Origin of the sequence: Arthrobacter bussei, from assembly GCF_009377195.2 — a bacterium.
GTDB classification, from domain to species: Bacteria; Actinomycetota; Actinomycetes; order Actinomycetales; family Micrococcaceae; genus Arthrobacter_D; species Arthrobacter_D bussei.
This window is the reverse complement of record NZ_VJXX01000001.1, coordinates 918102-930739: the sequence shown is the minus strand read 5'-3', so window position 1 is coordinate 930739 and position 12638 is coordinate 918102. Positions and strand designations below refer to the sequence as shown.

Here is a 12638-nt window from a genome sequence, read left to right as displayed (position 1 = left end):
CACGAAGCGGAGTGTCGATGTCGCCGTCCCGTTCCACGCTCCCCACGGATCTCTCCTCCGAGATCCTGCAGCGGAGGGCCTTCGCCGCCCATGAGGCCCTGGGGCAGGGCGGCGGTGTCGACGGCAACCTGCGCGGCCTGGTCGAGGAGTCGTGGCTGAGGTCCCTCACCCATCTCCCCAACCCCTCGACCGCGCACGCACGCCTGTTCTGCTCCGAGGAGGACCTCGAGGCGTACCGGCAGGGACACCCCCTCGCGGCAGTGATGCCGGTGATCGACCGCCTGCTCGTGCAGCCCAGCCTGGACGCCGGGATGCTCGTGGCGGTCGGCGACGAGAACGGCCGCCTCCTGTGGGTGGACGGTGACCGCGAGCTGCGCCGTCGGGCCGAGGGCATGCTGTTCATGGCCGGCGCGGACTGGTCGGAGGAGACCGTGGGGACCAGCGCACCGGGAACCGCGCTCGCGCTCCGCCGCAGCGTGCAGATCGCCGGCGCCGAACACTTCAGCCCCCAGGTGCATCCGTGGAGCTGCACTGCCGTCCCGCTGCATGATCCCGATTCCGGGACCGTGCTCGGTGTCATCGACATCACCGGCACCTCCGATGCCGTGGCCACCCACACGCTGGCCCTCGTGGAGGCTGCCGTCGCCGCAGCGGAGGCGCACCTGAGCATCCACCGGCTGCAGAGCCGGCTACCGGGCGCCCGGCGGCGCCGGCCGGCTCCCACGCCAGGCACCCTCTACCGCAACAGCCTGCAGATCCTCGGTACGGACCACGGCCTGGTGCACGCGGGCGGCGCCTCCCTGGAACTGAGTCTCCGCCACGCGGAACTGCTGACCCTCCTCGCGCTCCACCCCGAGGGGCTCACCGCGGACCAGCTGGCCGTGATGGCCTATCCGGAGGACGCTTCAGGGACCACGGTGCGGGCCGAGATGCTGCGATTGCGCAAGGTCCTGGCGCAGCACGGCGGTGACATGGTGCCGCAGTCAAGGCCCTACAGGCTGCCCGCCGAACTGGTCGTCGACGCCGTGCAGGTGCTCAGCTACCTGCAGCGGGGCGCCCACCGCATGGCGCTCGGGATCTACCGGGGCCCCGTTCTGCCGCGGTCCCAGGCGCCGGCCGTCGTCCGCCTCCGGAACGAGGTGTCCGCGCTCCTGCGGGACGCCGTGCTGACGGACGGATCGCCCGAGACGCTGCTGCAGTATCTCCTCCTGACAGAGGCGCAGGACGACGTCGACGCCTGGCGCCTCGCGTTGCGTGTCCTGCCCCGGCGATCGCCCCGGCGAGCCGTCGTCGTGACGCATGTGGAGCGGCTCGAGGCCGAGTTGACCGGTACATCCACCGGCAGGCTCAAGTTCTCCTAAATTTTGTTAGCCAATCGCAACAAACCGTCGCGGTGAGTGCTGCGCGCGGGCTAACGTTATGCATGGTGGCTGATGAAGTCCGAGGCGGTCGCCCGGTCCGGCCGCCGGACGCAGGACTTCTACAGGGGGACATTCGTGACGCAGGCTGGCAAGCACCTGAGCAGGTCGAAGGTGCAGGGGCGCGCTAGCGGTTCATCGCGCACGAAGATGAACGCCAGCCTCGCGATGGTGGTCTGCTTCGTCGGCTTCCAGGGGATCGTGCCGCAGTCCTGGGACGCCGCGTCCGCCGTCGGCCCGGACGACTCCCGCACGACGCTCTCCGCGCTCATCGGCGCCGACGCCCTGTCACCGACCGGCACCGTGGGCGAGTCGCTGCTCATGCCGTTCGGAACCGGTGACGCGCTGGATCCCGTCACCTTCGTCCCCGAACCGGAGGCCGTGCCCGCCACGGCAGGAGCCGAGGCGTCCCAGGCCCTCTCGGCCCAGGCCGTCAAGCATCCCGCCGCCGGGAATCTCTTCGCTCCGCTCGACGAGCTCACACCCACGTCGCCCTTCGGCTTCCGGACCAGCCCGATCACCGGCCAGCCCGGCGAGTTCCACACCGGCCAGGACTACTCGGCGCCGTGCGGGACTCCCGTCTTCGCAGCTGACGCGGGTACGGTCCGGGCCGTCGGCTGGCACCCCTGGGGTGGCGGCAACCGGGTCGAGGTCGATCACGGCAACGGCCTCATCACCACGTACAACCACCTCCAGGGCATCTCCGTGGTGGAAGGGGACATCGTCAACGGCAGTGATCCCATCGCCGAGCTCGGCACCACCGGATCCTCCACCGGCTGCCACCTGCACTTCGAGACCATCCTCGACGGCGAGCACGTCGACCCCCTGCGCTGGACCCTCGTCCCCACCTCGCACGGTGAGCGAAAGGGTGGGATGAAGGATTACACCCCCGGCGACGGCGGCGCGTCCGACATCCCCGTGTGGGCCCAGTCCTCGACGCGGTCCGACCAGCAGCCGCCGGTCGTGGAGAGCGACGCCCTCTCGGTCGTATCAGGGCAGGATGTCGGCTCCGGCCTGGATGACGGGCTCGTGCCGGGAGCTGCGGCGGACCCATCGACGTCCGTCCCGCCCGTCGTGAAGCCGGGGTCTCCCGGGACGTCGAAGCCGGGCCAGTCCGCTGGTCCGGGGACGCCGGCTACGCCGAAGCCGGGCCAGTCCGCTGGTCCGGGGACGTCCGCGACGCCGACCGCGTCCTCGACGCCGAAGCCGACCGCGTCTGCGACGCCGAAGCCGACCGCGTCTGCGACGCCGAAGCCGACCGCGTCTGCGACGCCGAAGCCGAGCCCGTCCGCTACACCGACGCCGAAGCCGACCGCGTCTGCGACGCCGAAGCCGACCGCGTCTGCGACGCCGGCACCGTCCGCTACACCCACGTCGTCCGCGACACCGAGCCCGTCCGCGACACCGAGCCCGTCCGCGACTCCAACACCGAGCCCGTCCGCGACACCAGCACCGACCCCGTCTGCGACACCGAGCCCGTCTGCGACACCGAGCCCGTCTGCGACACCGAGCCCGTCTGCGACGCCGACCCCGACGCCGACCCCGACGCCGACCCCGACGGAGCCGCCCGCCGTCGACCCGACCGAGCCACCCTGCGCCACGGATCCCATCGACGCCGAGCAGCCGACGGCAGATGCTCCCGGGGAACCCGTCGCCGCAGCGCCGGTCGCTGCCGCACCTGACGCAGGTGCCTCGCCTGCCACGAACCCCGCCGCAGCCGATCCTGCGGTAGAGCCGGCCGCCGAGGATCCCTGCGCGGATCCGGAGGCTCCCGTCGAGGGCGCTCCGGCCGATGACCCGGCGGCGAGGAAGCCGGGCGCACCTGCGGAGGAACCGGACGAGGGATCCACTACCGAGGGCTGATATGCATGCAACGTTGATGCAACCATCGGGCTCCTACGCTGTGCAGCAGGGACGACGACGTCCTGCACACACGGAGTTCAAGGAGTTGGACAATGACTGTTTACGCCCAGCCTGGCCAGGATGGATCGAAGGTCAGTTTCAAGCCGCGCTACGAGAACTGGATCGGCGGTGAGTGGGCACCGCCCATCAAGGGTCAGTACTTCGAGAACATCTCGCCCGTGACGGGCAAGGCCTTCTGCGAGGTGGCCCGCGGTACCTCCGAGGACATCGACCTCGCCCTCGATGCCGCCCACAAGGCCGCTCCCGCGTGGGGCAAGACCTCGGTCGCCGAGCGTGCGTCCGTCCTCAACCGCATCGCGGACCGGATGGAGGAGAACCTCGAGATGCTCGCGGTGGCCGAGACCTGGGACAACGGGAAGCCCGTCCGGGAGACCCTGGCGGCGGACATGCCGCTGGCCGTCGACCATTTCAGGTACTTCGCCAGCGCCATCCGCGCGCAGGAAGGCCACCTGTCCCAGCTCGACGAGGACATGACGGCCTACCACTACCACGAGCCGCTCGGCGTCGTCGGGCAGATCATCCCGTGGAACTTCCCCATCCTGATGGCCACCTGGAAGCTGGCGCCGGCCATCGCCGCAGGCAACGCCGTCGTCCTGAAGCCCGCCGAGCAGACGCCGACGTCGATCCTCGTCCTCATGGAGCTGATCAGCGACATCCTGCCCGCAGGCGTGGTGAACGTGGTCAACGGATTCGGGGTCGAGGCCGGCAAGCCGCTCGCCTCCAGCAAGCGCATCCGCAAGATCGCGTTCACGGGCGAGACGACCACGGGCCGCCTCATCAGCCAGTACGCGAGCCAGAACCTCATCCCGGTGACGCTGGAACTCGGAGGCAAGAGCCCCAACATCTTCTTCTCCGACGTCGCGGACAGCAACGACTCCTTCTACGACAAGGCCCTCGAGGGCTTTGCCCTGTTCGCGCTCAACCAGGGCGAGGTGTGCACCTGCCCGTCGCGCGCCCTCGTTCAGGGCTCCATCTACGACTCCTTCATGAGTGACGCGATCGCCCGCGTGGAGAAGATGGTGCAGGGCAACCCGCTGGACACGGACACGCAGGTGGGTGCGCAGGCCTCGAACGACCAGCTGGAGAAGATCCTCTCCTACATGGACATCGGCACCCAGGAGGGCGCGAAGGTCCTGATCGGCGGGGAGCGCAACATGCTCGACGGCGACCTCGCCGAGGGCTACTACGTGAAGCCCACCGTGTTCGAGGGGACGAACAACATGCGGGTGTTCCAGGAGGAGATCTTCGGGCCTGTCGTCTCCGTCACGCGTTTCAACGACTACGCGGAGGCCATGGAGATCGCCAACGACACCCTCTACGGGCTCGGCGCGGGTGTCTGGTCGAGGAACGGGAACGTGGCCTACCGAGCGGGCCGCGAGATCCAGGCCGGCCGGGTGTGGGTGAACAACTACCACGCGTACCCGGCGGGAGCCGCGTTCGGTGGATACAAGTCGTCGGGCATCGGCCGCGAGAACCACGCCATGATGCTCGACCACTACCAGCAGACCAAGAACCTCCTGGTCAGCTACTCGGAATCCAAGCTCGGGTTCTTCTAGGAGGAGACGCCATGACCGTCGAGGCATCGGTGACCATCCCCGGGGACACCGTTTCCCGGGTGGCGCTGACGGACAGCGCCGTGGAGCTCCTGGACAAGCTCTGGCTCATCCACGGGCCGCTCATGTTCCACCAGTCCGGCGGGTGCTGCGACGGCTCGTCACCGATGTGCTACCCGGCAGGGGAGTTCATCACCGCGGAGGCGGACGTGCTCCTGGGGGTGCTGGACATCTCCGCGGGCCCGCCCGGCAGGGATGCCGGATCGGCCGAGGGCGACGCCGGGTCCCGCCTCATCGAGTTCTGGATGTCGCGGGAGCAGTTCGAGTACTGGCGCCACACCCACCTGACCGTCGACGTGGTGCCTGGCCGGGGCAGCGGGTTCTCGGTCGAGGCGCCGGAGGGCAAGCGGTTCCTCATCCGGTCCCGGCTGATGCAGTAGGCGGGTGGAGACAGGAGGACCCGGGGGGACGTACCCTCCGGGTCCTTCTGCCGTCGTACCTCAGTCCGTGTGGTGGGGGTGCCCCTCGTGGCCCGGATCGACGGCGAGCACGATGCCGAGGAGGTCCGTGAGCGCGCGGCCGAGCTTCGGGTCCACGAGCTCGTAGCGGGACCGACGGCCCTCGGGCACCGAGACGACCAACCCGCACCCCCGCAGGCACGAGAGGTGGTTGGAGAGGCTCTGCCTGCTGACGCCGAGGGCGTCCGCGAGGTCGCTCGGGTATGCGGGGGAGTCACGCAGCGCCACCAGGATGCGAACGCGGGTCGGGTCCGAGAGGGCCGTGCCCACGCGCTCGAGGACGGAGGTGGAGGTCAGTGTCAGCAGCATCAGTGGGACAGCTCCGTCTCATGGGGGACATGCCCGGCGGGTTCGATCTGGAAGGTGCAGTGGTCGATGCCGACCTCGAAGTGCCGGCCCACGCATTCCTGCAGCTGGTCCAGCACGGCGTGGGCTGATCCGTCCCGGTAGCAGGCGTCGTCGACCACGATGTGCGCGGTCAGGACGGGCAGGCCGGTCGCGATCTGCGTGATGTGCAGATCGTGCACGTCGCGGACCTGCGGCAGGCGGGCGATGTGGTCCCGCACCTCCGCCAGGTCGATGCCCGCCGGCGTCGATTCGAGCAGGACGTCGATGGTCTCGCGCAGGAGCTTCACCGTCCTCGGGATGATCAGCGCCCCGATGAGCATCGCGACCACGGCGTCGGCCCTCATCCAGCCGGTCAGGGTGATGACCACGGCCGCGACGATCACCGCCACGGATCCGAGGGCGTCGTTGAGGACCTCGAGGAAGGCTGCGCGCAGGTTGAAATTCACCGCACGATGCCGGGAGAGGATCCCGAGGGCGGCGAGATTCCCCGCGAGCCCGATGACGCCGAAGACGATCATCTGCGGTGCGGCGACGTCCTCCGGCGTGATGAGGCGCCGGATCCCTTCGACGAGGACATAGGCACCGACCGCGAGCAGGAAGGCCGCCTGCAGCAGGGCCGCGATCACCTCGGCGCGCCGGAAGCCCCAGGATCGCTGCGGGGTCGCCGGACGCATGGCCAGCGACGCCGCGCCGAGGGCCATCGCGAGGCCCGCTGCGTCCGTCAGGACATGGACGGAGTCGAAGAGCAGCGCGAGGCTCCCCGTCCAGAGAGCGCCGGCGACCTGCAGGACGAAGACGGCGAGGGTGATGCCGAGGGCGCCGGCCAGCGGGCCGCGGGGGGCCGTGGCCGGAGCATGGTGGTGATGGGAGCCCATCCACCGATAGTACAGCGACAGCTGAATCACGGTCGACCGGGTACGCGCGCTGGTACGGTGAGGGTCCACGGCCGCCGGCCGGGTGGCTCGTCCACCCACAGCGAGGTGCCGATAGCGGCAGGAGAACTCCATGGTTCCCGACGACGGCCCGGACGGACGTCACGACGGCTGGAGCCTGCCGCAGGACGACGTCGCCGGCAGGCTGAGCGAACTCGCACGTTCCCTCCAGCGGGAGGACTCCGAGGACGCCGTGCTCGAACGACTGGTCCGCGGTTCCATCGAGCTGGTCCCCGGGGCCGACGACGCCTCGATCACGCTCGTCACGGGGAGGCGGCGCGTCGAGTCCCGGGCACCGTCGGGCCGCCTGGCGCAGGTCCTCGACGAACTGCAGGAGCGCACCGGGGAGGGCCCCTGTCTCAGCGCCGTCTACGACGAGCAGACGGTCAGGGTGCCGGATCTCCGGGACGAGGACCGTTGGCCCGAGTTCTCGGCGAAAGCCGCCCGCGCCGGCGCCGGGAGCATGCTCTCCTTCCAGCTCTTCGTGGAAGGGGACAACCTCGGTGCCCTCAACCTCGTCGGGCGGGCGCCGCATGCCTTCACCGAGGAGTCCGAGTACGTGGGGCTGCTCGTCGCGTCGCACGCTGCCGTCGCCTTCGCCGATGCCCAGAAACTGCACCAGTTCAAGGACGCCATCGCCACGCGTGACCTGATCGGCCAGGCGAAGGGCATCCTGATGGAGCGGTACGCCATCACCGCCGGGCAGGCGTTCATCATGCTGGTCCAGGTCTCGGCGGACACCAACGTCAAACTGCTCGCGGTGGCCGACGAACTCGCACACTCGGGGCGCCTGCCCCTCAAGCGGGGCGGGCAGGGCTGAGGCGGACGGCCGCCGCCCGTCATCGGATCAGCGGTCGACGCCGGACATGTCCTCGTAGCGGTCGCCGACAGGCACTGCGACGCCGTCGAGCGCGGCAAGGTGCTCCGCCGTCAGGCTGAGGGCGTCGGCCGCGACGTTCTCCTCGAGATAGCGCACCTGCTTGGTCCCGGGGATGGGGGCGATGTCGTCCCCCTGCGCGAGCAGCCAGGCGAGAGCAACCTGACCGGGCGTCGCGTCGACCTGGCGTGCGACCTCGTCCACCTGCTCCACGATGCGGATGTTGGCCTGCAGGTTCTCCCCTGCGAAGCGGGGGTTGTTGCGCCGGAAGTCCTCGGCGTCGAGCTGGTCCACCGACCGGATGGTCCCGGTCAGGAATCCCCGACCCAGCGGCGAGTAGGGGACGAACCCGATGCCGAGCTCCCGCACGAGGGGCAGGATCTCGCGTTCCGGATCGCGGCTCCACAGCGAGTACTCGGTCTGCAGCGCGGTCACCCTGTGCACGGCGTTCGCCCGCCTGATCGTGTCCGGGGCGGCCTCCGAAAGTCCGATGTGCCGGATCTTGCCCTCCTGCACGAGGTCGGCGAGGGCCCCCATGGTGTCCTCGACGGGGACCGAGGGGTCCATCCGGTGCTGGTAGTAGAGGTCGATGTAGTCCGTCTCCAGCCGCCGCAGCGACCCCTCGACCGAGAGGCGCACGTTCTCCGGGCTGCCATCGAGGCCCCGCGCGTCGTCGGCGGTGTGCCGGATGGTCCCGAACTTCGTCGCGATGACGATCCCGTCACGCCTGCCCCGGAAGGCCCGGCCCAGCAGTTCCTCGTTCGCGTAGGGGCCGTACATCTCCGCGGTGTCGAAGAAGGTGACGCCGAGGTCCAGTGCGCGGTGCAGCGTCGTCGTCGCACCGGCGTCGTCCATGCCGCTGCCGGTGTAGAAGGCGGACATGCCCATGCAGCCGAGGCCGAGCCGGGAGACGCCGAGGCCGGCGCCGAGGGTGATGGTCTTCATGGAATTCGCCTTCACTGATGGGGAGGGAGCGGAGGAGGGGGAGGGGTCAGCACTCGGGGCCAGAGTACGCCTGGCGGCCCGACCGTGGGCTGGGAGTTCTCCCTGAGCTGTGTTTGCACGGTGTGCAAATATTCGCCTACGCTGGGACCGTGCTGAGAACGACGGACGATGCGGAGCCCATGGGCCGCCGCGAGCAGAACAAGATCGACACCCGGCGTGCCATCGCGGACGCCGCCTTCGACCTGGCGCGCTCCGTGGGACCGGGTGCCTTCACCGCGGACCAGATCGCCGAGCGCGCCGGTGTCTCCCGCCGTACCTTCTTCAACTACTTCCACAGTGCCGAGGACGCCCTCACCGTGCGGATGGACGGGTTCCTCGAACTGGCCCTCGGTGTCTTCGGGAGCATGCCGGCCGGCGAGCCCCTCTTCGAATCCATCATCCGGGCCTTCAGCGAGACCACCCGGATGGAGGGGCTGTCCCAGCACGGCGAGCTCTTCCGCATGGCCGACACCAATCCGGAACTCCTGCGGGCGCAGCTCCACTCCTGGGAACGTGCGGAGGTGCTGATCGCGGAAGCGCTCAGGCGCAGGCTCGGGTCCGTCACCGGCGACCTGTACCTGACCGCGCTCGTCGGATCCGTGCTCTCCTGCACCAAGGCGGCCATGCGTGACTGGGCCGCCACCACTGCGGAGGATGCGGAGGACTCCGGCGAGCAGCTCGAGGCCCGCATCCTCGCCGCCCTCACCATGCTTCGCGACGGGTTCTCCGAACCCGTCGCATCCGGTGCCCCGTCCACTGCCCGGGCCACGCACGCTTCGCCCGGTCAGTCCGTCTGACCCTCCACCCGTCCGCATCACCGCTTCTTCCCCTGAGGACCCCCATGGCATTCCTGCTCTATCGGCTCGGCTCCTTCGCGTTCCGTCGGCGGTGGTGGGTCATCTCCGCGTGGCTCGCCATCATGCTCGCCGTGGGAGGTGCCGCCGTGGCGTTCTCGGGCACGCTGACGAACAACTTCACCATCCCCGGCACGGAGTCGCAGCGGATCTCCGACAGGCTCAGGGAGGAACTGCCCGAGGCGGTGGGCGGCACCGGCACCGTGGTCTTCACCACCGACGACGGCGCACCCTTCTCCGCCGAACAGCGTGAGGGCGTGCAGTCGGCCCTCGCGGACACCGCCGACCTCGACGGCGTCCGCGGCGTGGTCGATCCGTTCGATGTCGCCGACCAGGTGGCGGCCGGCGCCGAGGAGATCGAGGCGGGACGCACCGAGCTCGAGGCGAGCGAGGAGCAGCTGACCGCAGGCGAGCAGCAGCTCGCGCAGGGCCAAGCGGACCTCGACGCGCAGCGTGCCCAGTTCGAGCAGGCCCGCGCGCAGCTGCCACGGCAGCAGGTGACTGCCACCGAGCAGCAGCTCGCCCAGGGCCAGGACCAGCTGGACGCGAGCCGCACGGAACTCGAGGCGGGCCGCGAGCAGCTCGAATCCGGCCGGACGGAACTGGATCTGGCGCAGCGGCAGCTCGACGCGTCGTCGGGCGTCGGCCTCCTCTCGGAGGACGGATCGACGGGTGTCGCGAGCGTGCAGTTCGAGCAGCAGATCAACGGGGTCTCGCCGGAGCTGCGGGAGGCCGTGCAGGCGGCAGCGGCCGAGGCGGAGGCCTCCGGTGTCACCGTCGACTACAGCAAGGAGATCGTCGAGGACGTCTCCGGGATCGTCGGCGCCACCGAGGCCGTGGGCCTGGCCGTCGCCGCCGTGGTCCTCGTCCTCATGCTCGGCACGCTCATCGCCGCCGGGCTGCCGCTGCTGATGGCGGTCATCGGCGTGGGTGTCGGCGTCGGCCTGACCTTCGCCCTGTCCGGCATCATCGAGATGAACAGCATCTCGCCCGTCCTCGCGCTCATGCTCGGGCTCGCGGTCGGCATCGACTACTCGCTGTTCATCGTCAACCGGCACAGGACCCAGCTGCTGCACGGCATGGAGCTGCAGGAATCCATCGCCCGGGCCACGGGCACGGCGGGCAATGCCGTCCTCTTCGCCGGGATCACCGTGATCGTCGCGCTCGCCGCGCTCGCCGTCCCCGGCCTGCCCTTCCTGACCGTGATGGGCCTGTCCGCCGCCGGGACGGTCGCCGTGTCGGTCCTGGTGGCCCTCACCCTGACCCCGGCCCTGCTCGCCCTCATGGGGCGTCGCGTCGTGTCGAAGCGCCGCTGGGCCAAGGCCCGCGGACACAAGCACTCGGCGGCCATGCCGGTGGCGGCCGACGGCGGCACCTCCCTCGCCGACGAGCGCGCTGCCAGGGGTGCCGGCTGGGGCGGGCTGGTCACGCGGAAGCCGGTCCTCACGGTTCTCGCCGGCGTCCTGCTGCTCGGCGTCATCGCCGTCCCCGCCGCCCAGCTGCGGGTCGGTCTGCCCGACGGCGGAACGGAGCCCGCCGATTCCACGGCGTTCCAGGCCTACAGCACCATCGGCGAGAAGTTCGGCGCCGGCACCAACGGCCCGCTGATCGTCGTCGGCTCGCTGCCGGAGACCGCCACGGACGCGGAGCAGACGGCACTGCGCCTGGACGTCAACGACCTCCTGCTCGACGTGCCCGACGTCGCCGCCTCCGTCCCCGCGACGGTCAGCGAGGACGGCCGCACGGCGATCTTCCAGGTGATCCCGGAGGAAGGCCCCGCCAGCGAGACCACGGAGAACCTCGTGCGCGACCTCCGCGCCGAGACCGACCGCTTCGAGGAGGAGACGGGGGTGGCCATCGCCGTCACGGGGCAGACGGCGGCGAACATCGACGTCTCCGCGAAGCTCATGGAGGCGCTGCCGGTGTACCTCGGGATCGTCGTGGGTCTCTCGCTGATCCTGCTGCTGCTCGTCTTCCGCTCCATCCTCGTCCCGATCATCGCCACCGCGGGTTTCCTGCTCTCGCTGCTCGCGAGCTTCGGGGCCACCGTGGCGATCTACCAGTGGGGCTGGCTCGGCGACTTCTTCGGCGTCACGAACCCCGGGCCCATCCTCAGTTTCCTGCCCATCATCCTGATCGGCGTGCTCTTCGGTCTCGCGATGGACTACCAGATGTTCCTCGTGTCCGGAATGCGCGAGGCCTTCGTCCACGGCGACGACCCGAAGGCCGCGGTCCGCATCGGATTCAGCCATGGCGCCCGCGTGGTCACCGCGGCGGCGATCATCATGGTGTCGGTGTTCGCCGGGTTCGTCTTCTCCCACCTGGCCATGGTCCGGCCGATCGGCTTCGGGCTGGCCTTCGGCGTGCTGCTGGACGCCTTCGTGGTCCGGATGACGCTGGTGCCCGCCGCCATGTACCTGCTCGGCAAGCACGCCTGGTGGCTTCCCACCTGGCTGCAGCGCATCCTGCCCGACGTGGACGTGGAGGGCGCCAAGCTGCTCGGCGAGGAACCGGAGCGGGCGAAGGAGTCGGTACCGGCGTGAGCTCCGCGCACCTGCTGCCCACGTCAGCGCAGCAGGTGCGCGAACCCGAGGTGGTAGTTGCCGGTGACCTTTCCGGCCTCCTGTGCCCGCGCCAGCGGCACGAAGAAGCAACGGAACAGCAGGCCGGTGTCCGAGCCGGGGTCCGTGGCGTCCCCGGTGACGCGGTGCTCCCAGGATGATCGCCGCTCGGCCGTCTCCACCGCGAAGAAGACGGTGATCTGGTCAGGGACCGGCGGGGCGGGTGGTGTCGCGCGGACGCCGACGGCCACCAGGGGGCCGCGCACCGTGAGCCCCGTCTCCTCCAGGACCTCCCGCCGGGCGGCCTCGTCGAGCGTCTCTCCGGGATCCACGCCGCCACCGGGTACCTGCGTGCCCGCCTCCGGGTGGTCCACGTGGTCGAAGACCAGGACCTCGCGTCCGGCGCCCTCGCCGCGCAACACGTAGGCGGCGGCCCGGACCCGCGTGGGCTTCAGTGGATCAGCCACAGGTGGATCCTCCCGTCTCGTCGTCCTGCCACGCTACCCCGGCTCCGCTGGGGAATGGCCGCCTCACGGAACCACCCGTGGCGAGAGTGACCGGGAGCCGGGGTGCGCGGAGGACGGGGATCCGCTGTGCCGGGTCGGATGAAGAAATCCTCATCGGCGCTTCATGGAGGTATCACGGGAGTACGCGACAGTAGGGGATGGCG

Annotated in this window: 11 protein-coding genes; 7 read left to right on the top strand and 4 right to left on the bottom strand. The window is 70.2% G+C overall.

Features of this window, described 5'->3' with window-relative positions:
* Positions 1–17: 17 nt before the first annotated feature.
* The 4 genes from FNH21_RS04380 (at position 18) to FNH21_RS04365 (ending at position 5334) form a co-directional block, all read left to right on the top strand.
* Positions 18–1361 (top strand): helix-turn-helix domain-containing protein, encoded by a 1344-nt coding sequence (locus FNH21_RS04380; RefSeq protein ID WP_152812551.1) that lies wholly within the window; start codon positions 18–20, stop codon positions 1359–1361.
* A 72-nt stretch (positions 1362–1433) separates the two neighbouring features.
* The gene (locus tag FNH21_RS17025; protein ID WP_241742725.1) at positions 1434–3281 is read left to right on the top strand and encodes a peptidoglycan DD-metalloendopeptidase family protein; all 1848 of its coding nucleotides are present in this window, start codon (positions 1434–1436) and stop codon (positions 3279–3281) included.
* 92 nt (positions 3282–3373) lie between these two features.
* Positions 3374–4897 carry an acetaldehyde dehydrogenase ExaC gene (gene exaC, locus FNH21_RS04370; RefSeq protein WP_055767803.1) on the top strand — a complete coding sequence of 508 codons (1524 nt, stop codon included), beginning with the start codon at positions 3374–3376 and terminating at the stop codon, positions 4895–4897.
* A gap of 11 nt (positions 4898–4908) precedes the next feature.
* Positions 4909–5334, top strand: coding sequence for a DUF779 domain-containing protein (locus FNH21_RS04365; RefSeq protein WP_152812547.1), 426 nt, complete (start codon positions 4909–4911; stop codon positions 5332–5334).
* Positions 5335–5394: 60 nt separating this feature from the next.
* On the opposite strand, the gene FNH21_RS04360 is transcribed toward FNH21_RS04365, so the two are convergent.
* Together FNH21_RS04360 and FNH21_RS04355 are read right to left on the bottom strand one after the other, a co-directional pair.
* A complete protein-coding gene (locus FNH21_RS04360) occupies positions 5395–5718 on the bottom strand; it encodes an ArsR/SmtB family transcription factor (RefSeq protein ID WP_152813984.1) in 324 nt (107 codons plus the stop codon).
* Positions 5719–5720: 2 nt separating this feature from the next.
* A complete protein-coding gene (locus tag FNH21_RS04355) occupies positions 5721–6635 on the bottom strand; it encodes a cation diffusion facilitator family transporter (protein WP_152812545.1) in 915 nt (304 codons plus the stop codon).
* 130 nt (positions 6636–6765) lie between these two features.
* On the opposite strand from FNH21_RS04355, the gene FNH21_RS04350 reads away from it, so the two are divergent.
* Entirely contained in the window at positions 6766–7512 is a 747-nt protein-coding gene (locus FNH21_RS04350; protein WP_152812543.1) for a GAF and ANTAR domain-containing protein, read from the top strand.
* A gap of 27 nt (positions 7513–7539) precedes the next feature.
* Here the strand turns inward: FNH21_RS04350 and FNH21_RS04345 are convergent, their stop codons facing one another.
* Positions 7540–8514, bottom strand: coding sequence for an aldo/keto reductase (locus FNH21_RS04345; RefSeq protein ID WP_152812542.1), 975 nt, complete (start codon positions 8512–8514; stop codon positions 7540–7542).
* A gap of 149 nt (positions 8515–8663) precedes the next feature.
* Here FNH21_RS04345 and FNH21_RS04340 point away from each other — a divergent pair, with 149 nt between their 5' ends.
* Both FNH21_RS04340 and FNH21_RS04335 read left to right on the top strand, forming a co-directional pair.
* Positions 8664–9350: a TetR family transcriptional regulator gene (locus FNH21_RS04340; RefSeq protein ID WP_191931603.1), complete on the top strand. Its 687-nt coding sequence runs from the start codon at positions 8664–8666 to the stop codon at positions 9348–9350.
* A gap of 44 nt (positions 9351–9394) precedes the next feature.
* Positions 9395–11950, top strand: coding sequence for an MMPL family transporter (locus tag FNH21_RS04335; protein WP_152812538.1), 2556 nt, complete (start codon positions 9395–9397; stop codon positions 11948–11950).
* Positions 11951–11973: 23 nt separating this feature from the next.
* On the opposite strand, the gene FNH21_RS04330 is transcribed toward FNH21_RS04335, so the two are convergent.
* A complete protein-coding gene (locus tag FNH21_RS04330; protein ID WP_338403146.1) occupies positions 11974–12435 on the bottom strand; it encodes an NUDIX hydrolase in 462 nt (153 codons plus the stop codon).
* Between the last annotated feature and the right edge of the window lie 203 nt (positions 12436–12638).